Raw genomic sequence first — 20,354 nt, 5'->3', positions numbered from 1 at the left:
CGGCCCAGGTGCTGAACTCGGCCGGCGACTTCAAGACCGTCATGGGCCAGCTGGCCTTCGACGTGGAGAAACGCTCGGGCGAACTGGGCCTGAAGGGCAAGCTCGACACCGGTCCGGTCAAGCATCAATGGGCCTTGAACGCCACCCACTACTCGCACACGCAGAACGACTACGGCCGCCGCACCGTGCCGGGCGCGGACTGGACCACCAACATCTATCACCCGATCTGGGGCGATGCGCCCGCCTTCATCGCGCCGCACATCTCCAAGACCAAGCTGCGCCTGGCCAGCTACGGCCTGGCCGACACGATGTCGTTCGCCGAGGACCGCGTGCAGCTGACGCTGGGCGTGCGCCGCCAGCAGGTGATCAGCGACACCTACAACATCAAGACCGGCGATCGCACCTCGCGCTACGACGAAAGCGCGACCACGCCGGCCGCCGCGATCCTGGTCAAGGTCACAGACCGCGTGTCGGTCTACGCCAACTACATCGAGGGCCTGAGCCAGGGCGCCACCGCGCCCATGACGGCGGCCAACGCCGGCGACGTGTTCGCGCCCTACAAGACCAAGCAGAAGGAAATCGGCCTGAAGCTGGACCTGGGCGACTTCGCCCACACCGTCAGCCTGTACGAGATCAAGCGCCCCAACGGCTACACCGATCCGTACACCAACGTCTTTTCCTTTGGCGGCGAACAGCGCAACCGTGGCGTCGAATGGAGCTTCTTCGGCACGCCGTGGACCGGCCTGCGCCTGATGGGCGGCGTGGCCTACGTCGATCCCGAGCTCACCAAGACCGCCGGCGGCGTCAACCAGGGCAAGACCGCCACCGGCGTGCCCAAGCTGCAGGGCAAGCTGGGCGTGGAATGGGACGTGCCCGCCGTGCAGGGCTTCACGCTCACCGCCAACGCGACCGCCGCGACCAAGCAATACATCAGCGCCGACAACTCGCTGTCGGTGCCGGGACGCGTGGTCTATGACGTGGGTGCGCGCTACGCCACCACGGTCGGCAACCACCCGGTGACGCTGCGCGCCAACGTGCTGAACGTGACCAACAAGGCGTACTGGGGCATGCCGCAGCTGACCAGCCTGGGCCTGGGCGCGCCGCGCACGTTCATGCTGTCGGCGACGGTGGACTTCTAGGCGCGGACGCAATCGCGCCGTCGGCGCCCCCTGGGCGGTCGGACGGGCATGTAGCCGGCATGGGTCTGCTGCCGGGTGACCGCAATGCAGGCTTTCCGCCGTCCCCGACCTCCGGTCGGGACGGTCCGCGCTACACCTGGTCCTCCGAGTAGATCCCCGCCGAGATCGTGGCGCTGCCCACGATCATCTCGCCGTAGATCACCGGCACGGGGTTGCCCTGCGCCGTGGTGTTGACCGGGCCGTTGAAGTTGTAGGAAGCGCCGTTGTCCGGACCGTCCTTGACGCTGAGCAGGCGCTGCTGCGGCGTCAGCAGCTGCGCCACGCCGCTCAGCGCCATGGCCGCGCCCATGGACGCCAGCCCGGCGGACCAGGTGGCGGTGGTGCCGGACCACATGGCCACGTTCAGCCCGGGAATGAAGCTGGCCGCGATCATGGCCACGCCCAGGATCACCTGGAACAGGCCGCCGCGCTTGGCGCCGGCCGGCATCGGCGCGATGCGGATCTCGTCCTGCCCGGCGGGCAGGCTGAGTTCGTCCACGGCCAGGTTGCGGCGACCGATGAAGCAGGCGTAGCGCACGCCCTGGTCGCCGCTGTCCAGCATGCGCCGCTCGAAGCCGGGCAGCAGCGCGCACAGCGCGCGCACGGCCTCGGCGGCGCTGCCGACGGCCAGGCGGTGCAGGCGGCCGAACTCGGCGCCCAGGGCGCCGTAGAGGCGGATGGTTTTGAGTGTGGGAGTCATGGAACTCCTTGATAGAAATGCCTGCCAGCGAATCACTCTGAGAAATTCCGCTGAACAGGCGGTCGTCAGCCCTCGCCGCCCGACAGGACGGTGGGTTGCTGAACAGGCTTGGGGTAGCGCTGCTTTACGCCTTGACATTGCACGACCCAGTCCAGCACCGGACCAGGCAGCTCCTGGCCCGACTCATGCAGGAAGCTGGCGAATTTCATGATGGCATCGAGCTGGTCGCCGATGGCGGGGTAGGCTCGGGCGCGCAGAGGCGTGTAGGGTTCGCTATGCTGGATTTTCAATGGTGAACTCCTTGTCGAGGTAGGGCCAGGCTTGCACCGAAACGCGGTAGCTTCCCGGTTGATCGAATTCCAACTCGACCGTCTCGGACGTCGTTTCGTACAGGCGGTCATTGATCAGAATCACGCAAGGTGCAGGCAGGCGGCTCAAGACTAGGCCTTGCAACATGACCGGACTTTCCAATCGCGGAACAATCTGGCCGTCACGCACGCAATGTGTATCTCCATCAACAGCGCCATCGATATGGCCACTCGCTTGATTCAGGACTACAACATCTGCGATCAGATCCTGCTGCAAGGAGACTACGCTGAAAATGCGCCCGTCCGTGTCATAAAGAGAATAGGTTCTCATCGCAAAAGTCCCATCAATGCAATATCCCCGGCAGCGTATCCATAGCCATCATAAGGACGAGGAAATGTCACCGTCATTGTGTATGTCCCTGGGTCCAGCGACCGGCTCAACCACGACGCCGGTGCCGTACCACCCAGGCCGAAATTGGAGGACCAAATACCCGTCGGATTGCTCTCCGATGGGTACCCCCCCCATATGGAGTGATTCTGCATGACAAGGATCCGGGCCGGCACGTTCAACGAAATTGAAACCGATGCGGTCGTCGTACCCGAGTACACACCCATCTTCAATGAAAAACTCACCGAGTTGTTGACCACGACGGCGCCTGAAGCAATACGCAGCGTATCCACCTGTGCAAGACCGATGTTCGCAGTCTGGATGTATGCCTGCGTCAACGTGGCCATCTTGGCGGTCAGGGAATCAGCATTGAGACGATCCACGTTCAGATAACCGGCGTTGATCTTCTCGGCGTCCAGGTTGCGAACCATCGCGTTCGTGATCCGCCCCGTCCCGATCACCGCATCATTGATCACCGTCTGCCCGTTCTCGATCACGAACGGCGTCGTGATCGCCCCGTTGGCCAGGCTCAGGAAACCAAAGCGGTCGGCCAGGAAATACACCGAGCTTTGCACCCGACCATCGGGATTGGTGTAGGCCCCCAGCGACATGCCCGCCGCGTAAACCTTGTCGTCCTTGGTGACCTGGGCCTTGACGCTCCACGTTGCCTTCAATTGGCCATCCAGGCCGGCCAGCGCCGTGCGCGATTCCTGCACGCCTGCGGCGGCGCCATTGGCCACCGCCAGCGTGGTGTCCACCCGCGTGGCCAGTGCCCCGTCGGCGTCGACCCGCTCTGTCTTCTCGGCCGTGATCGCGGCGCGAGCCTGGTCCAGGCCGGTGGTCAGCCCGTCGATGGTCGACGTCAGTTCCTGCGCCAGCTGGTCCCGCTTGATCTGGCCGTTCAGGTATTCCAGGATCTCGCTGGCCTGCCAGCTGGCCTCGCCCATCACGCCCTGTCCGTCCGGATACCAGGCGCCGATCTCGCCGTTCAGGGCGACGATGCGGCCCCAGAAGAAAAAACGCTTGCCGGCCGACAGGCCGGACAGGGTGTGCGCGTTCTGCGGAAAGGCGAAATCCCCCAGCTTGATCGCGCTGGCGCGGTCATTGGTCGGGCCGTACCAGATCTCGGTGCGCTGCGCGGTGAAGCGCCCTTCCGGAAAGCCCCAGCGCAGGCCGATGCCGAACACCTGCGATTGCGTGGCCAGCTGGGCCAGCGCGGGCGGCGGCGCCAGGTCGCCCTGGAGCTGGGTCTCGGTCGAGCTGGCCCAGACCGAGGACACGTCGGCGACGTTGATGGCGCGCACCCGCGCCACATAGGCGCCGGCGCGGATGTCGGGCAGCTCCAGCGTCAGCGAGCCGGTGCGACCGGCCTCGACCCAATCGGAATTGTCGCGGCGCCACTGCACGTGGTAGGCCACGGCAGACGGCGCGGCGGCCCACGAGATCTCGGCCACGTGACGCGCGATGCCCTGGTCGATGACCGAGCGCGAGGCCAGCCGGATGTTCTGCGGCGCGGCCTGCACCGACGGCGGCACGACCGTGATGGGCTTGGGATCCAGCCGCGTGCCGAAGTCCACATTGTCGAACTTGCCGGGCTCGTGCTGGATGGCGGAAATCTCGGCCACCAGCCCTTCCTTGCGCTTGACGGCAAGCACGCGGAAGGTCTGCGCCGACAGCGCCTCGGATTCCAGCGTCCACACGCACTCGGCCTGCGGCGCCTGCGAGAACGGCGCGGTGACGGTGATGTGCAGCACCGAACCGGGCAGGCCCACCAGGTCGGCGGTCAGCTCGGTGGTGTCCACGGTGAACACGGTGTTGTCCGCGGTGAGTCCGGTGCCGACCGCGCCCGCCACCACGCGCGTCTCGGACACTCCGCTGGGCAGGTTGACGGTCAGCCGGTCGCCGGGACGCACGCCCAGCTCCGCGTCCACCGTGACCACGGTGGTCGTGGCCTCGCGGATGCGGCCACCGATGCGGCGGCCGGCCAGGTGCTGGTCGGCGACGCGGATGATGCTGCCGGGACGCACGCGGCAGGCGTCCAGGCCCACCGAGAACGTGACCGAGCGCGTTTCCAGGTTGGAGGTCAGCAGCATCCACTTGCCGACGCGATGCGCCTGGCCGCGCGAGGTGCAGCCAAAGCCCGTGACCTCGACCTGCTGGATGCCGTAGCGCGCGATGCCCTCGCGGTTCTCGACGTACTCGACCTTCTGCCGGCCCATCTCGGACAGGTCGTTCCACGACACCAGCGCCACCGTGTAGCGCGTGCCCAGCGCCGAGCCCACGTAGCTGAACTTGCCGTCCACCACGTTGGCCGACGAGTAGGTGTAGACCGGGTCGGAAGGCATGTCGGCGGCCGCGAACACCGAGGCATTGGCCCAGTAGGCCATGCCTCGGAAGATGGACGCGAAGTCCTGCACCACGCGGTAGGCGTCGGCGGCCTGCTGCAGGTAGACGTTGCAGGTGAAACGCGGTTCCTTGCCGCCGAAGCCGTCGTCGACCATCTCGTCGCAGTAGCGGCCGATCTGGTACAGGCCCCACTTGTCGAGCCAGCCGGCCGGCACGCGCGTGCCCAGGCCGTAGCGATCATTGCTGATCAGGTCGTGGAAGACCCAGGCCGGGTTGTTGGTCCAGGCCAGCTTGAAGGTGCCGTCCCAGACGCCGCTGTAGCTGCGCAGTTCCGGATCGTAGTTGGACGGCACGCGGATGATGCGGCCGCGCACGTGATAGGCGCGCGTCGGGATGCTCTGGAACTGCGAGGCGTTGATCTTGATGCCGACCACGGCCGACATGGGGTAGCGCAGCTTGGCGTCGATGACCTCGGTGACGCTGTCGATGAAGGTGCGGTCGGCGATGGTGTTGCTGTTGGCATTGGGCGTGATGCGGCGCAGGCGGATGCTCCAGCCCTGGCGCGCGCGCGGCAGCTCGATGCGGTGCGAACGCATGTAGCGCTGCGTGGTCTTGCCGTCGAACGCGCTGGCCAGCACTTCCTGGTAGCCGGCGCCGTCCACGCTCAGGTCGATGGCGTACTCGACGCGATAGCCGTTGATGTCGCCGTTCCCGGTGTTGGCCTTGCTCAGGCCTTCCACGCCCAGCGTGACGCGGATGGCCGAGGCCTGCAGGTTGGCGAACAGCCGCGTCCAGTGCTGCGCGGCCTTCAGCTCGGCGCCGACGGCGATGGTGCTCTCGGCCGCCGGAAAGCCGGGCAACGGCTCCTGCAGCTGGGTGCCGGTGCGAAAGTCGATGGCCGCGCCGCTGAAATTCAGCGTGCCGTCGGCGTTGGCGACCGGCGTGCCGTTCAGATAGACGTCGCGCAGCGCGTTGTCCATGCCATGCACCGGCCCGTAGATCTCGCCCTCGCCCAGCAGGTCGATGACGCGAGCATAGGCCGTGCTGTGCAGGCTGTCGCGCACTTCCACGGGCGTGCGCCCGCCGCCGCCGCCCTTGCCGCCCTTGTGGCCGGCCGGGATGGGCGCGCCATGAGAAAAGGCGCCCTCGGGCGCCTTTTTCCTGATGCGTTGTCGTTGTTTCATGCTTGGTCTTCCGAGTAGATGCCCGCGGAGATGGTGGCGCTGCCGACGAACATTTCGCCGTACAGCAGCGGCACGGGATTGCCCTGGGCCGTGGTGTTCACGGGGCCGTTGAAGTTGTAGGAAGCGCCGTTGTCCGGGCCGTCGCTGACGCTCAGCATGCGTTGCTGCGGCGACAGCAGCTGCGCCACGCCGTTGAGCATCATGGACGCGCCCATGGCGGCGACGGCGCTGACCCAGGTGCCGGCCTTGAAGGCCGCGGCCATTCCGCCCGAGTAAAAGGTCGCCGCCGCCAGCAGCACGGCGCCGAGGATGGTCTGGAACAGGCCGCCGCTCTTGGCCCCGGCCAGCACCGGCGCGATGCGGATGGCATCGTCGCCCACCGGCAGGCCCAGCTCGTCTTCGGCCAGGTTGCGCCGGCCCGCGAAGCAGGCGAAGCGCACGCCGCGATCATCGCTGTCGGCCAGCGCCTTCTCAAAACCGGGCAGCAGCGCGCACAGCGCCCTGACCGCCTCGGCCGGACTGGCCACGGCCAGCCGGTGCTCGCGGCCGAAGGCGCGGCCCAGCCAGCCGTACAGCCGCACGGTACGTATTCTTTCGATCATGCTTGTCCTTGGTAGCGCAACACTGCGCGGGTCGATTCGCGCCAGAAGCCGCCGTACACCACGCGTTCGGAATCGCGTCCGTACAGGTGATGCAGCATGGCGTCCGGCAATGGGTGCAGCCCGGGTTCCTCGGCCAGGGCCGCGTCGCCCAGGAACACGCCGGCGTGGTTGGCGCGGTCGGAGCGGACCTGCATCAGCACCACGTCGCCCGGCCCCAGCGTTTCATCGGCCCGCAAGGGGCGAAAGCCGGCTTCGGCGTAGTGGTCCATGTACAGGTCGCCCGGCTTGCCGGGTTCCCACCAGCCGTCGTCGCGCGAGAAATCGGGCAGGACGATATCGCGCTCGCGCGCGTACCAGTCGCGCACCAGCGTGTAGCAGTCCAGCACGCCGTGCGCGAACTGGCGGCCCAGCAGCGGCGCCCGGTAGCCCTCGGGCGCGAAGCCGCGGATCTCGCCGGCGGCGACGCCGCCGTCGTCGGCCTTTTCCACCGCCACGATGTACCAGGGCAGGCCCGAGGCCTCGCAGGCGACGCGGTCGGCCTCGCTGGGCGCGGCCGGCGCGTCCGGATGCGAGTGCACCACGGCCACGATGTCACCGCTTTCCTCGGCGGCGGCGTAGTCCTCGGCCGACATCACGAAGTGCTCGGCGCTGGCCGCGGTGTTGCGGCAGGGCTGATACCACTCGCGCCGGCCGGACTTGAGCACCAGGCCGCAGCATTCCAGCGGATAGGCCTCCACGCCATGGTCGCGGATCGCCTGCAAGGTCTTCTTGCGCATGCTAGCCCCTGATCAGGTCGGCCGACGGGAAGCCGCCGAAGTTGATGACCTCGTACTCGCCGAAGCGCTGCTTGCAGTCGGACATCAGGCCCGAGCAGCGGTCCAGCGTGGGATCGGTGACCCGGTTGCCGTTGAGGTCGAACATGCGCCCGCCGGTGTAGCCGCAGTAGGGGCCGCGATAGCCGCCCTTGCGCAGCCACGCGCACACGCCGGCGATGATGGGCCGGTCGGGCAGCTTCTGGCCGTTGAAGTCGAGCGCGCTGGCGAGCGTGAACTCGACCACCTGCGCCGTCTCCAGCGTCTTCTGCTGCACGATCCAGATTTCCGGCGGCAGCTCTTCGCGCGGATCCGCGCTGGGGTTGCCATCCGGGAAATTGGCGGCGTCCAGGTATCTGCCCAGCGTGCGCCGCGCCACCACGCGCGCGCCCACCAGGTCGTCCAGATGCACGCACAGCGACGAGATCACGCCGGCCAGCGGCCGGCCCTGCGCGTCCTGGCCGATGTTGCCCACGCGTAGCGTGGGCGAGGGTTGCTGCCCTTCGCCCACCTGCTCGAAGCCCTCGGCCTGGATGGCCCAGGGCTCGTAGCGCTGGCCCTGCCAGAAGATCGGTCCGACCTGCATGTAGCCGTGGAACCGCAGGACCTCGCCGCCGATGCTGCTGGCGTCCAGCTCGAACAGCTCGACCAGCGCGCCCGGCTCAAGTTTTTGTATGTCTGCGTTGATGCCCATTTGCTCAAACTCCATCCGCATCGCGGAAATTGCGCGCGCCCGGCCGGGTCCGCCGGCGCGCGCTTCAGGGGGCCACGGACTCTTCGAACGTGACCGCGATGGTGTACATGTCCGCGCCCATGGGCTGCACCGACAGCGAGCGCGCCTTGTAGCGGCCCTCTACGCCCAGCGGCGGCGTCCACAGGAAAGACTTGCCGCCGGCATGCCGGCGCACGAAATCCAGGATGGGACGCACGTAGACCTCGTTGCCCACGAATTGCAGCGGCCAGGACTGCGTGACGGTATGGATGCCGTCGGCGGCCTCCTGCTCGTAGCCATCGCCGAACTGCACGCGCAGCGTGCGGTCCTTGAAGGCGCCGACGGGATTGGGCCGCGGCGACCAGTTGAAGACTTCGAATGCCATGCTCAGGCTCCCAAACGGTTGTTGCTGGCCTGCCAGGCGAGACCGCCCTGGCGGTAGGACTGCGACATGCGCCGGTCCACCAGCTGCGTGACGTACTCTCCGATCTGCTGGCCAAACTGCTTCCAGCCGGGTTCGCCGGAATCGGAACTGGCGCTGACGTTGCCGTCCTGCACGTAGACATTCACGGCCACGCCGCCCGCGCCCGAACCGGCGCCGCTGTCCTGGGGCAGCCCGGCGAAGGAGGCGCGGATGCCCAGCGAGCCGTCGGCGCCGCGTTGCAGCGGCATGATGGCTTCGGGACCGGCTTCGCCCATCAGGCCCATGGGGAAGGCGACGGCGCGGTTGACGACGCCGTTAGTGAATGCTCCGCCTGTCGCGAACTTGACCGGAAAGGCCTGTGCGACAGGCTGGGAACCAAACCCAAAGAGACCCATCACCGAATTGCCGATATCCCCGAAAAATCCGCCGATGTCGCCAAGCAAGCCGCCTAGGGGCCCGCCCTTAGTGAAATCACCGAACATCAGGTCCATGAGCTTGGCCGACGCGGCCGAGCTGACCATCTTCGCCACCGAGTTCAGGAACGACAGCCCCATCTTGTCGAACTTGTCGGAAACGAAGTCGTACATGCGGGTACCCAGGATGTCCTGGATCTTGCCCGCGCCCTCGCGCGCCGAGTCGGTCAGGCTATCGATCAGCTTGGTCATGAAGTCCGGGTCGTCCTTCTTGCCGAGTTCGCGTTCCTGCTTGTAGAGCTCCGTGTCGGTCAGGCCGCCCCTGGCGTACTCGTCCCTGGCCCAGCCGAGCTTCCTGGCGTTCTCGGCGTCGCGTTCCGGATTCTTGCCGGTCACGCTGTTGATATAGGCGCGCCGGGCGCTTTCCTCGTCGTTCCAGTCGGTTTCCCTGGCCGCCGACATCAGCATGTTCTTGGTGCCCTCGTCCTCGCCCGCGAACTTGCCGCGCGAGGTTTCGTACACCATCTTGTCCGCCGCGGAAGTCTTGCCCGACAGCGCCAGGGCGCGTTCCATGTCGGCAATGGTCTGCTCGGCCAGCGAGGACTGGCGCGCCTGCGTTTCCTTGCCCAACAGCTGGACGGATTTTCCACGCTCGGTGTTGCCGCTCTTCAGAGCACCCGTTTCGTTCTTGCTCGCCATGCCGGCCTGGCCCGCCGCTTTCGCGTGGTTGAGCAGCGCCTGCTCGGCTTTGTTCGCCTCTTGCCTCTGCGCCTTCAGGCTGTCATTCGTCTGCTTCACCGCAGCGTTCAACGCCCGCTGTTCGGTGGAGCTCGTTGAGTTGTTCGTCATGATTTTCCACACATCATCGTGCCGCCCCCGGCCCGCACGCGGCGGGCCGGACACGTCATCAAGACCCCTTGTTGACCTTCGACAGCAGGAACGCCTTCAACGCGTCGGCGCCCGCCTCGGCGGACGGCTGCGCATCGTCGGCGTCCCAGCGCACCAGCATGTCCGTGACGCGGACCTTGGCGCCCGCCGCCTGCGCCACCACGGCGGCGAGGCTTGCGGCCAGCAGGTCGGCGCGCTCGTCGCCCAGCGGCGACTGGCGGTTGAACTCCCGCCACAGGGACAGCTCATGGGTGTCGATGGCGTCCATCAACTCGCCCAGGGTGCGGCCCAGCCGAAGGGCCAGGATCATCAGGAAACGGAGGTCTGGCGTTTCCTGGAAGGCTTTTTTGCGTGCGCGTCGGCTCCCTCCCCGAGGTTGCCCAGCTCGATCGCCTTGGCCGCCAGCATCAGGTGCGCCGGGCCGAAGGCCGCGGCCACCGCATCCACGTCGGCGTCGCCGAAGACGCGGCGCGGGCCGGCCTCGGTCTGCTCGTACAGCGTGCGCACCAGCAGGCTGGCCGAGGCGCGGGTGTAGTCCACGCCCGGCGCGTCCAGCTTGGCGCGCACGCTGTCATCGGCCTCGCCGGGCGTGACGCCCGCGGCGGCCCAGATGGCGCGGATGTGGAACAGGTGATCGCTGGGACTGGGCGCGCGCACGATCACGCTGGCGCCGTCCCACTCGGGAACGTTCAGCGCTTCCGAGCGAAAGCCCGCCAGCGGATCGGTGACCCGGTCGCGCAAGCTGGCCGGCGCCTTGGCGCGGGCCTTGATCGACGTGTCCGTCATGGCGCTCAGCCTCCGTTGGCCGGGGCGTCGGTCATCTTGACGGCGCCGGTGACGCGCACGTTGAACGTGGCGGACACGACGTTGTCCAGCTGGCCTTGCCACTGGTATTGCGTGACCAGGCCCAGGAACTCGAACTTCGAGCCGTCGGCGAAGGTCACGCGGAAGGCGCGGCTCTTCTTGTCGCTGCGGGCCGCGACCAGCACCTTCTGGGCGGCGTCGCCGGCCTTCCAGTTGCCGGCCATGCTGAAGGTGCCGCTGTCGTCCAGGCCCAGCGCGTATTCCTTGGCGGCGGACTTGAGCACGGTAACGTCGATCTCGGTGGTCTGGCCGCCCTGGAAGTTCGGGTCCTTGATGGTGATGGCCAGGTCGGCGTAGGTCAGGCCGGTGGCGGCCAGGTCGTTGGTGCTCGTGGTGGACACTTCCAGCTGCGTGCCCTGGGTCTGAACGAATTGCGAAACGGTAGTACCAGCCATTACTGACTCCAAAAAAAAACCCGCCGGAAATGGCGGGCGAAACGGACTTGCGGACCCTGCCGCTCATCCATGAAGGAAGGAACCGCCGGGCCGCGCGCATGGCGATGCGCTTGCGTCCCGCAAGTAGCGAACGCCGCGGCCGGAACGGTTCTGTGAAGAAAAAGAGGCTCCGGGGCATGCGCCCGGGAGCCTCCAGCAAAACCTGTCGGAGTGCCGCGTCTCGGCCGACAACAAAAAACCCGCGGCCTGCTTGTCGGTGCAGTTCCGCGGGTTCTGTTTCGGCCGGGCGCAACTTGCCCCGACGGAAGTAATTATGCAGCGGCCGCCCGGCCCTCACAAGCGCTTTGGCGATCGGCGTGTCGCACCTGGCCGGCGGCCAGCAGCGCGCGCCGGCGCAGGGCCGGCAGCAGGGCGGCGCGCGCGTCCAGGTAGGCGGCATGCTGCGCTTGCGGCGACAGGCGCGGATTGCGGAACACGGCCGCGCCGGCGGCCTTGTTGCCGGCATGCACGCCGATGGCGGCGCGCTGCTGCCAGGGCAGCTCGTCGATGCACAGGTCGACCTGCTGGCAACGCGCGGCGTTCAGGCGCGCATCCACGTCTTCGCTGTCGACATAGGCGTCGTCCGGCACCATGCCGCGCGCGAAGGCGGCGATGCGGCCCACGCCCAGCTTGGGACGATAGCCGCGCGTCCAGTGATACCAGTCCATGATCAGGGCTTCGGCCTGATCGGCTTCCGTGGGCGCCGTGCGCGGCGCCAGCCTGATGACCGCGCGCGGCGCCGCCGCCTTGGGCGTGACCGCCACCTCGCGCCGCGCCGGCGCGACCCAGCCCTGCGACACCCGCAATACCGCCTGCCTTGCCTGTTCCATCTGCCGCTCCTTGTCCATGTGATCCATTGCCTTGCCCGGCTCCGCCGCCGGCCTTGCCGACGCCGCGCCGGCCCGGGCGCGCGCCAGGGCGCCCAGCGGCGGACAGCCGGGTTTCAGTAGCAAAACGCTACCAATGCTTCCATCTGAAAGACGTACATATTTCGTGTGGTTCATGCAGCAATTCTACAAATGTATAATCTTGATTTCAACACTTGTTGTTGCACAATTTTCCACAACTGTTAGCGTCCCACCCCATGGCACTCGGAAAACAAATCAGGCGCTACCGCAGCGCGCTCGGCCTCACCCTCGAACAACTCGAAGCGCGCACCGGCGTGGGCGTCGGCACCATCGCCGCGCTCGAAGGCCGCGACAGCGAACGCTCGAAGTACGCCTCGCGGCTGGCCGCCGGGCTGGGCCTGACGCTGGAGCAGTTGCTGGACGAATCGGCCGACGCCGGCTCGGGATCCGGCTCGCTGGTGCTGGACTCGCCGCACCAGTCGCCCACGGACGACGATGACCTGCGTATCCCGCGCTTCGACACCGGCGGCGCCATGGGCGCGGGCGTGGAACTGCGCGACCAGCCGGGCGTGATCCAGAGCCTGCGCGTCAGCCAGGAATGGCTGCACAGGAACGTGCGCCACTACACGGCGGCCAACAAGCTCTGCGTGGTGACGGGTTTCGGCGACAGCATGCGGCCCATGTTCAATCCGGGCGATCCGCTGCTGGTGGACCTGGGCGTGGAAAGGGCCGACATCGACGGCGTGTTCTTCTTCCGCGTCGGCAACGAGGGGTTCATCAAGCGCCTGCAGCGCATTCCCAGCGCGCGCGGCCTGCTGATCCGCGCGAAGTCGGAAAACCCCAAGTACGACGCCTGGGACATCACCGAAGGCATGGACCTGCAGATCTTCGGCCGCGTGCTGAAGGTCTGGCGCAGCGACGACTTCTAGGGCCGTCGCCCCGCCGGGCGGCTCAGTCCGGGCGTTCCAGGCCGGTCAGACGACGCGCCGGTATCGCCGCGATGGCGCTTTCCGTGATCGATGCGTCCGTGCTCAGGTGCTGGATCAGGTCCAGCGTGGTCGAGCGGCGCGTGAGCATCAGGCAGGCCACTTCGCCGCCGGCCACGCGCGTCGCGTGCCAGCAACCGGCGCGCATGCAGACGCCCTGTCCCTGCGGCACGCGAAAGGCCGCCAGCGTGGCCAGGTCCGGGCTGCCGTCCTGCGCGCTCTGCGCCACCACCTGCACCACCGCGCCGGTCAGCGGCACGATGGCCTGCTGGGTCAGCAGATGCTTTTCCAGGCTGGCGATGTCGGCGTCGCGGCTGCGATAGTTGACCCACAAGAGCTCGGCGTCGCCGCCGCCCCCCGTGTTGAACACGTGTTCCTGCCAGAAATCCGTGGCGGAGTTGGTGTACAGCGGCACGCCGTTGCCGTCCGGCATGGGTTTGCCCAGCATCCAGCCATAGGCGTGGAAAGTGTCGGGCGTCAGGTCCTGCAGGGGTATGAAGGTATCGCTGGTCATGCTGGATCTTGAGTGGGCTTGCCGGCAGCGCCGCGCTTGGGAAACTCGGTGTCGTAATCGAAATCGCCGCGCGCGATGGCTGCCTGGATGGCGCTCCTGCGCTCGGCGGCGCGCTTCAGGTTGGCGGCGGTGGGCTTGGCGCGGATGCGCTCGACGCAGCGCCGGCCTTCGAACTCGAAGCTGATCTCGATGGATGATTCGGACGCCGGCCTGACGCCTTCGAATCCGCGATTCATGCTGATCCCCCGTGCGCCACGGCATCGCCGCGTCAGGCGACGCGGCGGCCATGGCTGTTCATGATGGCGCAGCGGGCGACGGCCCGTCCGCGAGGCCCCTACTGTAACCCTGCCGCGACCGCCATGGCACGTCGGCCCTGGCATCCGCCACACGCCCACACATGCGCGATTTGACAGGCCCGCGAGCGCCATGAATAATAATTAGATCAATCGATCTAATAATAAAACCGCGCATACCGACCACGACAGGCCTGTCTTGCCCACCATCCCACCGACATTGTTCCCGCTGCGCCGGCGCGCGCGGATCCTCATCGCCGCCGTACTCGTCCTGAGCGCCGCCATCACCGCGCTGCTGTGCTTCAGCGGCCTGCGCGACTTCTCGCTGGAATCGGCGACAACGCGCACGCTCACCTTCCATGCCGGGCCGGACCGGCTGTCCGGCACGCTGATCCTGCCGCGCGACGTGGCCGCGCCGCCAGTGGCCTTGTTCGTGCACGGCGACGGCCCGCAGGACCGCTACTCCGACGACGGCTACCTGCCCTTCATCAACCAGCTGCTGGACCAGGGCATCGGCGTATTCACCTGGGACAAGCCCGGCGTGGGCCGCAGCGCCGGCAACTGGCTGGACCAATCCATGCAGGACCGCGCCGCCGAGGCCATGGCCGCCTACCTGCGCGTGCGCTCCGAACCCGGCGTGGATGCCGCCAGGGTCGGCTTCCTGGGCTTCTCGCAAGCGGGCTGGGTGCTGCCCATCGTCGCCAGCCGCGCGCAACCCGCCTTCACCGTCATCATCGGCGGCGCGGTGAACTGGCGTGACCAGGGCGCCTACTACACGCGCAAGCGGCTGCAGGCCCAGGGCGTCGCGGACGACGAGATCGCGCGCCGCCTGGCCTCCGAGCGGACCAGCAACGATGCGCTGTTCGGCGAACCGCGCCCGCTGGCGGACGTGCTGGCGGCGCGGCCCGACATGAACCCGGCGCGCGCCCGCTACGTGCAACGCAACTATCTGTCGGACGCGTCCGGCTGGATCCCGAAAATGCACGGCCCGGTGCTGGCCGTGTGGGGCGAGATGGACCCCAACGTGGACGCGGCCGTGAACGCCGAGCGCTATCGCCTGCTGTTCGCCGGCGCACCGGACAAGCGCGTCATGCTGGTGCCCGACGCCGGCCACGTGCTGCTGCGCGCGCCGCAATTCAACGACCAGATCGTCAGCGACTGGACGCTCTGGAAAAAGCTGCGCTTCATGCTGCTGGGCCGCGCGGCCTACGTGCAGCCCGCCGTGCGCGACATCGCGAACTGGATCAAGCAGGCGGCCGCCGACCATTGAACGCGATGCGCGGGCCGCTCAGGCCTCGACGTGGACCGCGCCCAGCTTGCGCAGGTCGCGGCCGGCGGCTTCCGAGAACGCCGCGCAGGCCTGCGTCAGCCAGCGCACGAAGGCATGCGCGCGCGGGTCCGAGGCGTTGTTCAACCGCACGCAATGGCTGGCGGGCGAGCGCAGCAGCTCCGGCACGGCCAGCTTGAGCGTGCCGGCGGCCAGCTCGTCCATCATCAGCGAACGCCGTCCCACCGCCACGCCCTGCCCGCTCATGGCGGCGCCGATGGCCATGCTGACCAAGTTGAACTGCGCATGCGCGCCCTGCGCCAGCCACGCCGGCTGCAACGCGCCCGCCCAGTACTCCCATTCCGCGTGTTCCGAGCCGCCATGCCAGGCCAGGCTGTCGTGCAGCAGCACCACGCCGTCCAGCGAGGCCCGCGCCGCGATGCCGGGATGCCGCTCCAGATACGCGGGACTGCCGGCCAGGCCCAGGTATTCGGGCATGAGCTCGATGTCGGCCGGGTCCGGCGTGCGCGGATAGCTGATCTCCACGTCGGCATCGACCGCGCTTGCGCCGGAGCCGGCGAGCACAGGGAATTCGGCCCAGATCTTCACCTCGATGCCGGGTTCGGCCTTGCGGAAGGCATCCAGCCTGGGCACCAGCCATTGCAGCGCGAAGGACGGGCAGCAGGCCACCTGCAGCTGGCGCCGGCGCGCGCTCAAGCGCGCCAGCGTGCGTTCGATGTCCAGGAAGGCGCGGCTGGCGCTGTCCAGCAGCGCCTGGCCTTCGGCGGTCAACGACAGGCTGCGGTGGCCGCGCAGGAACAGCGCATAGCCCAGCTGCGTTTCCAGCGTGCGGATCTGCTGGCTGACCGCGCTCTGCGTCAGGTGCAGCGCGCGCGCCGCCTTGGTGAAGCTCAGCAATCGCGCGGACACCTCGAAGCAGCGCAGCGCGTTGAGCGACAGGGAATCGATCATCGGTGACATTAAAAATTCTAAGGATCGAATTAGAAAATCGCGTTTGTAGGGTAAACCATTATGTCCCAGAATGAGCCGCGGCTACGGAAGCGGCCGCGTACGCGGTCCGTCCGTTCATTAGCAATGCTGTTGCAAAAGAGGACACGGCGGTTTCATGCCGGAATGGATGCGCGACCCTGCGATTTCGTATCACCGCCCCGCGATCGCCCGCGCGCGGACGCTGCCGCCCTGGCGCGCGCGACTGGTGCTGCTGCTGGTGCTGGCGGGCTTCGGCGCGCTGGCCGCAAGAGCGCTCTGGGTGCAGGTGGTGGACCGCGAGTTCTATGCCTACCAGGGCCGGCTGCGCTTTGAGCGCACCGTGGAAAGCACGCCCGCGCGGGCGCGGGTGCTGGACCGCAACGGCGCGATCCTGGCGATCAGCGAACCGATGGCCGACGTCTGGGTGGTGCCGCAGGAATTCGCCACGGCCACGCCCGCGCAGTTGCGCCAGGTGGCCGTCGCGCTGGACATGCCGCCGGACGAGGTGGCCGCGCGCGGCCACGGCGACAGGCGCTTCCTGTACCTGAAGCGCCAGGTGGCGCGCGACACGGCGTTGGCGCTGCACAGCGAGCGCATCCCCGGCCTGAACCTCACCGAGACCACGCGCCGCTCCTTCCCGGAGGGCAGCGATATCGCCAATGTGATCGGCCTGACCAATATCGACGGCGAAGGGCTGGAAGGCATCGAACTGGCCAACGAGGCGGAACTGCGCGGCAGCGCCGGCCGCCGCCGCGTGATCGTCGACCGGCTCGGGCGCGTGGTGGAACAGCTGGGCACGCTGGCCGCGCCGCAACCGGGCCGCGACGTGACGCTGTCCATCGACATGCGCATCCAGCGCGTGGCCATGCAGGCCCTGGGCGCCGCGATGGAGCGTTCGGCCGCGCGCGCGGCCAGCGCCATCGTGGTGGACACGCGCACCGGCGAGATCCTGGCGCTGGCCAACCTGCCCAGCGCCGACCCGGGCCATCCCGGCGGACAGCGCGCCGACGGCATGCGCAACCGCGCCGTGACCGACACCTTCGAGCCGGGTTCGACCATCAAACCCCTGACGGTGGCGCTGGCGCTGGAGCGCGGCCGGGTCGCGCCGGACACGCGCTTCGACACGGCGCCGGGCGTGCTGGAGATCCACGGCGCGCGCATCCGCGACACGCGCGACTTCGGCACGCTGGACCTGGGCCAGGTGGTGGCCAAGTCCAGCAACATCGGCATGGTCCGCATCGCGCAGCGGCTCAGCGCGGAAGAAATGTGGCAGAACTTCCGGCTGTTCGGACTGGGCGAGAAACCGTTGCGGGACTACCCCGGCGTGGCGCCGGGCCGATTGCGTCCGGCGCAGCGCTGGAAGCCGATCGAGCAGGCCACCATGGCCTATGGCTATGGCCTGTCGGTGTCGCTGGCGCAGCTGGCCCAGGCCTACGCGGCCTTCGGCAACGATGGCCTGCGTCCGCCGCTGACGCTGTACGCCGGCCGCGCGCCGGCGCCCGCGGTGCGCGTGATGTCGCCCGAGGTCGCGCGCACGCTGCGGCTGATGCTGGAAGCGTCCGCCTCGCCCGGCGGCACCGCGCGCATCGCGATGCTGGACGGCTATCGCGTCGGCGCCAAGACCGGCACCGCGCGCAAGCAGGAAGGCAACGGTTACGCGGCCGGCAAGTACCGCGCCACCTTCGTCGGCCTGGCGCCGGTTTCCGACCCGAAGCTGGTGGTGGCCGTGATGATCGACGAACCCACTCGTGGCTCGTACTACGGCGGCCCGGCGGCCGGGCCCGTGTTCGCCGAGATCCTGCGCGGCGCGCTGCGCATCCTGGCCACGCCGCCCGACCGCCGCGGCGCCGGCATCTGACGCCCGCCGCCTCACGCTGTTTCCGAAACGCCTGGATGAAGACCTTTCTTACCCTGCTGGTCGCGGCCCTGGTGGCCGCCCTCGTCGTCGCCGGCGCGGGCCTGTACTACGTGGCCACCGTGCTGTACCCGTCGCTGCCGGAGGTGGACGCGCTGTCCGGCTACCAGCCCAAGGAGCCGCTGCGGATCTACGCGGCCGACGGCACGCAGATCGCGGAATACGGCCTGGAGCGCCGCATCCCGCTGTCCATCGACGAATTCCCGCGCACGCTCAAGCTGGCCCTGCTGGCGGCCGAGGACGCGCGCTTCTACGAGCACAACGGCGTGGACCTGGTGGGCGTGGCGCGCGCCGCGCTGGTCAACCTGGCCGACGACAGCCGCGCCCAGGGCGCCAGCACCATCACCATGCAGCTGGCGCGCAACTTCTACCTGTCCAGCGCCAAGACCTATGCGCGCAAGCTGACGGAGATCCTGCTGGCCCTGAAGATCGAGCAGACGCTGGACAAGGACCAGATCCTGCAGCTCTACATGAACCAGATCTACCTGGGCCAGCGCGCCTACGGCTTCGGCGCGGCGGCGCGCGCCTACTTCGGCGTGGACGCGCACGAACTCACGCTGAGCCAGTCGGCGATGCTGGCCGGCCTGCCCAAGGCGCCTTCCAGCTTCAATCCCATCAGCGATCCGCGCCGGGCCAGGGTCCGCCAACGCTACATCCTGGACCGCATGCGCGCGCTGGGCTATGTCAGCGAGGACGAGTACCAGGAGGCATTGCGCGCGCCCGACTACCGCCCGCCGGCGCCGGCGCCGCGCGACGGCGCCGGCGCTTCGGTGGCCGAGCAGGTCCGCCGCCTGCTGCACGAGCAGCAGGGCGACGCCATCTATGAAAGCGGCCTGCGCGTCTGGACCACGATCGACCTGGCCGAGCAGCGCGCCGCCGAGGCCGCCGTGCGCCGTGGCCTGGACGCGCACACGCATCGCCATCCCTATTCCGGCCCCGAGGCCCAGGGCGATCCAGCGGCGCTGGGCCTGGCCGACGCGGCGCCGGACGCCAAGGCGATCGCGCGGCTGCTGCGCGAACGGCCCGTCCTGCCCGGCGCCGAGGCCGCGCTGGTGCTGACCGCCGCCGAGGACGCGGTGACGGTGATGCGCGCCGACGGCACGACCGAACGCATCGGCAAGCCGGGCCTGGCCTATGCGCGCACGGCCAGCGCGGCGCGCAGCGTGGCGCGCGCGGGCATCCGGCCCGGCGCCGTGCTGCGGCTGCGCGCCGGCGGCCAGGGCCTGGAGATCACCGCGCCCGCCGAGGCGCAGGCGGCGCTGGCCGCCGTGGCGCCGCGCGACGGCGCGATCCGCGCCATGGTCGGCGGCAATGGCGCGGACCATCTGAACCGCGCCACGCAGACCTGGCGGCAGGCCGGCTCGGCCTTCAAGCCTTTCGTCTATTCCGCCGCGCTGGCGCGCGGCATGGGGCCGTCCACGCTGGTGAACGACGCGCCGGTCGAGCTGCCCTCGCGCAAGGGCGTCTGGAAACCCAAGGGCAACGGCGTGGCGCTGGGGCCGATCCCGCTGCTGGAAGGCGTGGCGCGGTCCAAGAACTATGTGGCGATCCGCGTGCTGCAGCATGTCGGCGTGGCCTACGCGCGGCAATACGTGACCGAGGCCTTCGATTTCGATCCGCGCCGGATTCCGTCCAACCTGCCGATGGCGCTGGGCGCCGGCGAGGTCACGCCGCTGCAGCTGGCCGGCGCCTACGCGGTGTTCGCCAACGGCGGCTACAAGGTCAAGCCGTACCTCATCAGCCGCATCGTCGACGCCACCGGGGCCGAGACCTTCCGGGCCAGGCCTGACGTGGCCGGCGAGGGCGCGCCGCGCGCCATCTCGGCGGCCAACGCCTACCTGGTCACCTATCTGCTGCGCAACGCCGCGCAGCGCGGCACCGGCTCGGCCACCAACGCGCTCAAGCGGCGCGACCTCGCCGGCAAGACCGGCACCACCAACGATTACCGCGACGGCTGGTTCGCCGGTTATCAGGACGAGCTGGCCACGGTGGTCTGGTTCGGCCGCGACATCCCGCGCTCGCTGGGCCGGCTGGAATATGGCTCGCGCAACGCGCTGCCGGTCTGGATCGACTTCATGCGCGAGGCGCTGGCCGGCGTGCGCGAGCGGCCGCTGCAGGCACCGGCCGACATCGCCGTGCTGGGCGGCGTGCCCTACAGCGTGGACCATCTGCCCGGCCACGGCTTCATCGACCGGGTCGACGTGCCGGCCGAGCCAACGGACGACGCGGCCGGGGGGCCGGACGAGGACTGGTTCCAGCAGCTTTTCCGCTGACACGGAATGGCCGTA

21 protein-coding genes are annotated in these 20,354 nt (G+C 68.6%); 5 read left to right on the top strand and 16 right to left on the bottom strand.

Features of this window, described 5'->3' with window-relative positions; translation table 11 throughout:
- The coding region (locus KDH83_RS11795) for a TonB-dependent siderophore receptor (protein WP_212315792.1) at window positions 1–1,139 on the top strand (1,139 nt) is incomplete at its 5' end.
- 130 nt (window positions 1,140–1,269) lie between these two features.
- Here the strand turns inward: KDH83_RS11795 and KDH83_RS11790 are convergent.
- The 13 genes from KDH83_RS11790 to KDH83_RS11730 all read right to left on the bottom strand — a co-directional run bounded on the left by KDH83_RS11790 (window position 1,270) and on the right by KDH83_RS11730 (window position 12,110).
- A complete protein-coding gene (locus KDH83_RS11790) occupies window positions 1,270–1,878 on the bottom strand; it encodes a tail assembly protein (protein WP_212315790.1) in 609 nt (202 codons plus the stop codon).
- Window positions 1,879–1,943: 65 nt separating this feature from the next.
- Window positions 1,944–2,168 (bottom strand): hypothetical protein, encoded by a 225-nt coding sequence (locus KDH83_RS11785; RefSeq protein WP_212315788.1) that lies wholly within the window; start codon window positions 2,166–2,168, stop codon window positions 1,944–1,946.
- Window positions 2,152–2,517, bottom strand: a complete 366-nt coding sequence (locus tag KDH83_RS11780) for a hypothetical protein (RefSeq protein ID WP_212315778.1) — start codon at window positions 2,515–2,517, stop codon at window positions 2,152–2,154. Before KDH83_RS11780 ends, KDH83_RS11785 begins: the two co-directional genes overlap by 17 nt.
- Entirely contained in the window at window positions 2,514–6,104 is a 3,591-nt protein-coding gene (locus KDH83_RS11775; RefSeq protein WP_249205035.1) for a host specificity protein J, read from the bottom strand. Before KDH83_RS11775 ends, KDH83_RS11780 begins: the two co-directional genes overlap by 4 nt.
- Window positions 6,101–6,706, bottom strand: coding sequence for a tail assembly protein (locus KDH83_RS11770; protein ID WP_212315776.1), 606 nt, complete (start codon window positions 6,704–6,706; stop codon window positions 6,101–6,103). The genes KDH83_RS11775 and KDH83_RS11770 overlap by 4 nt, the downstream gene beginning before the upstream one ends.
- Window positions 6,703–7,482 carry a C40 family peptidase gene (locus KDH83_RS11765; RefSeq protein WP_212315774.1) on the bottom strand — a complete coding sequence of 260 codons (780 nt, stop codon included), beginning with the start codon at window positions 7,480–7,482 and terminating at the stop codon, window positions 6,703–6,705. The genes KDH83_RS11770 and KDH83_RS11765 overlap by 4 nt, the downstream gene beginning before the upstream one ends.
- A 1-nt stretch (window position 7,483) precedes the next feature.
- Window positions 7,484–8,212, bottom strand: coding sequence for a phage minor tail protein L (locus KDH83_RS11760; protein ID WP_212315772.1), 729 nt, complete (start codon window positions 8,210–8,212; stop codon window positions 7,484–7,486).
- Between the two features lie 64 nt (window positions 8,213–8,276).
- Window positions 8,277–8,615, bottom strand: a complete 339-nt coding sequence (locus tag KDH83_RS11755; RefSeq protein WP_212315770.1) for a phage tail protein — start codon at window positions 8,613–8,615, stop codon at window positions 8,277–8,279.
- A gap of 2 nt (window positions 8,616–8,617) precedes the next feature.
- Window positions 8,618–9,916, bottom strand: coding sequence for a phage tail tape measure protein (locus KDH83_RS11750; protein WP_212315768.1), 1,299 nt, complete (start codon window positions 9,914–9,916; stop codon window positions 8,618–8,620).
- A 58-nt stretch (window positions 9,917–9,974) separates the two neighbouring features.
- Window positions 9,975–10,265 carry a DUF4035 domain-containing protein gene (locus KDH83_RS11745; protein WP_103271253.1) on the bottom strand — a complete coding sequence of 97 codons (291 nt, stop codon included), beginning with the start codon at window positions 10,263–10,265 and terminating at the stop codon, window positions 9,975–9,977.
- A complete protein-coding gene (locus KDH83_RS11740) occupies window positions 10,265–10,741 on the bottom strand; it encodes a phage tail assembly chaperone (RefSeq protein ID WP_103271254.1) in 477 nt (158 codons plus the stop codon). The genes KDH83_RS11745 and KDH83_RS11740 overlap by 1 nt, the downstream gene beginning before the upstream one ends.
- 5 nt (window positions 10,742–10,746) lie before the next feature.
- Entirely contained in the window at window positions 10,747–11,214 is a 468-nt protein-coding gene (locus tag KDH83_RS11735; protein WP_103271255.1) for a phage tail tube protein, read from the bottom strand.
- A 311-nt stretch (window positions 11,215–11,525) separates the two neighbouring features.
- Window positions 11,526–12,110 (bottom strand): hypothetical protein, encoded by a 585-nt coding sequence (locus tag KDH83_RS11730; protein WP_249205034.1) that lies wholly within the window; start codon window positions 12,108–12,110, stop codon window positions 11,526–11,528.
- A gap of 227 nt (window positions 12,111–12,337) precedes the next feature.
- On the opposite strand from KDH83_RS11730, the gene KDH83_RS11725 reads away from it, so the two are divergent.
- Window positions 12,338–13,030: a helix-turn-helix transcriptional regulator gene (locus KDH83_RS11725; RefSeq protein ID WP_212315766.1), complete on the top strand. Its 693-nt coding sequence runs from the start codon at window positions 12,338–12,340 to the stop codon at window positions 13,028–13,030.
- A 22-nt stretch (window positions 13,031–13,052) separates the two neighbouring features.
- Here KDH83_RS11725 and KDH83_RS11720 read toward each other — a convergent pair whose 3' ends face one another.
- Window positions 13,053–13,601: an ureidoglycolate lyase gene (locus KDH83_RS11720; RefSeq protein WP_212315764.1), complete on the bottom strand. Its 549-nt coding sequence runs from the start codon at window positions 13,599–13,601 to the stop codon at window positions 13,053–13,055.
- Entirely contained in the window at window positions 13,598–13,837 is a 240-nt protein-coding gene (locus KDH83_RS11715; protein ID WP_212315762.1) for a DUF3596 domain-containing protein, read from the bottom strand. Before KDH83_RS11715 ends, KDH83_RS11720 begins: the two co-directional genes overlap by 4 nt.
- A 256-nt stretch (window positions 13,838–14,093) precedes the next feature.
- Here KDH83_RS11715 and KDH83_RS11710 point away from each other — a divergent pair, with 256 nt between their 5' ends.
- On the top strand, window positions 14,094–15,164 hold the full coding sequence (locus tag KDH83_RS11710) for an alpha/beta fold hydrolase (protein ID WP_249205033.1): 1,071 nt from the start codon (window positions 14,094–14,096) through the stop codon (window positions 15,162–15,164).
- An 18-nt stretch (window positions 15,165–15,182) separates the two neighbouring features.
- On the opposite strand, the gene KDH83_RS11705 is transcribed toward KDH83_RS11710, so the two are convergent.
- Window positions 15,183–16,142, bottom strand: a complete 960-nt coding sequence (locus tag KDH83_RS11705) for a LysR family transcriptional regulator (RefSeq protein ID WP_212315760.1) — start codon at window positions 16,140–16,142, stop codon at window positions 15,183–15,185.
- Between the two features lie 145 nt (window positions 16,143–16,287).
- Here KDH83_RS11705 and KDH83_RS11700 point away from each other — a divergent pair, with 145 nt between their 5' ends.
- Both KDH83_RS11700 and KDH83_RS11695 read left to right on the top strand, forming a co-directional pair.
- Window positions 16,288–18,009 (top strand): penicillin-binding protein 2, encoded by a 1,722-nt coding sequence (locus KDH83_RS11700; RefSeq protein ID WP_249205031.1) that lies wholly within the window; start codon window positions 16,288–16,290, stop codon window positions 18,007–18,009.
- Between the two features lie 35 nt (window positions 18,010–18,044).
- Window positions 18,045–20,339: a PBP1A family penicillin-binding protein gene (locus KDH83_RS11695; RefSeq protein WP_212315758.1), complete on the top strand. Its 2,295-nt coding sequence runs from the start codon at window positions 18,045–18,047 to the stop codon at window positions 20,337–20,339.
- Window positions 20,340–20,354: the final 15 nt, after the last annotated feature.

Origin of the sequence: Achromobacter sp. Marseille-Q0513, assembly GCF_018195695.1 — a bacterium.
Taxonomy (GTDB): domain Bacteria; phylum Pseudomonadota; class Gammaproteobacteria; order Burkholderiales; family Burkholderiaceae_B; genus Achromobacter.
The sequence above is the reverse complement of the archived record's forward strand: the minus strand, read 5'-3'. Positions and strand labels throughout refer to the sequence as shown.

What these genes read in the sequence shown, in the direction of transcription:
- KDH83_RS11790 (WP_212315790.1), bottom strand. Translation starts at nt 1,878, where the DNA reads ATGACTCCCACACTCAAAACCATCCGCCTCTACGGCGCCCTGGGCGCC.
- KDH83_RS11780 (WP_212315778.1), bottom strand. Translation starts at nt 2,517, where the DNA reads ATGAGAACCTATTCTCTTTATGACACGGACGGGCGCATTTTCAGCGTA.
- KDH83_RS11775 (WP_249205035.1), bottom strand. Translation starts at nt 6,104, where the DNA reads ATGAAACAACGACAACGCATCAGGAAAAAGGCGCCCGAGGGCGCCTTT.
- KDH83_RS11770 (WP_212315776.1), bottom strand. Translation starts at nt 6,706, where the DNA reads ATGATCGAAAGAATACGTACCGTGCGGCTGTACGGCTGGCTGGGCCGC.
- KDH83_RS11765 (WP_212315774.1), bottom strand. Translation starts at nt 7,482, where the DNA reads ATGCGCAAGAAGACCTTGCAGGCGATCCGCGACCATGGCGTGGAGGCC.
- KDH83_RS11760 (WP_212315772.1), bottom strand. Translation starts at nt 8,212, where the DNA reads ATGGGCATCAACGCAGACATACAAAAACTTGAGCCGGGCGCGCTGGTC.
- KDH83_RS11755 (WP_212315770.1), bottom strand. Translation starts at nt 8,615, where the DNA reads ATGGCATTCGAAGTCTTCAACTGGTCGCCGCGGCCCAATCCCGTCGGC.
- KDH83_RS11750 (WP_212315768.1), bottom strand. Translation starts at nt 9,916, where the DNA reads ATGACGAACAACTCAACGAGCTCCACCGAACAGCGGGCGTTGAACGCT.
- KDH83_RS11745 (WP_103271253.1), bottom strand. Translation starts at nt 10,265, where the DNA reads ATGATCCTGGCCCTTCGGCTGGGCCGCACCCTGGGCGAGTTGATGGAC.
- KDH83_RS11740 (WP_103271254.1), bottom strand. Translation starts at nt 10,741, where the DNA reads ATGACGGACACGTCGATCAAGGCCCGCGCCAAGGCGCCGGCCAGCTTG.
- KDH83_RS11735 (WP_103271255.1), bottom strand. Translation starts at nt 11,214, where the DNA reads ATGGCTGGTACTACCGTTTCGCAATTCGTTCAGACCCAGGGCACGCAG.
- KDH83_RS11730 (WP_249205034.1), bottom strand. Translation starts at nt 12,110, where the DNA reads ATGGATCACATGGACAAGGAGCGGCAGATGGAACAGGCAAGGCAGGCG.
- KDH83_RS11725 (WP_212315766.1), top strand. Translation starts at nt 12,338, where the DNA reads ATGGCACTCGGAAAACAAATCAGGCGCTACCGCAGCGCGCTCGGCCTC.
- KDH83_RS11720 (WP_212315764.1), bottom strand. Translation starts at nt 13,601, where the DNA reads ATGACCAGCGATACCTTCATACCCCTGCAGGACCTGACGCCCGACACT.
- KDH83_RS11715 (WP_212315762.1), bottom strand. Translation starts at nt 13,837, where the DNA reads ATGAATCGCGGATTCGAAGGCGTCAGGCCGGCGTCCGAATCATCCATC.
- KDH83_RS11705 (WP_212315760.1), bottom strand. Translation starts at nt 16,142, where the DNA reads ATGTCACCGATGATCGATTCCCTGTCGCTCAACGCGCTGCGCTGCTTC.
- KDH83_RS11700 (WP_249205031.1), top strand. Translation starts at nt 16,288, where the DNA reads ATGCCGGAATGGATGCGCGACCCTGCGATTTCGTATCACCGCCCCGCG.
- KDH83_RS11695 (WP_212315758.1), top strand. Translation starts at nt 18,045, where the DNA reads ATGAAGACCTTTCTTACCCTGCTGGTCGCGGCCCTGGTGGCCGCCCTC.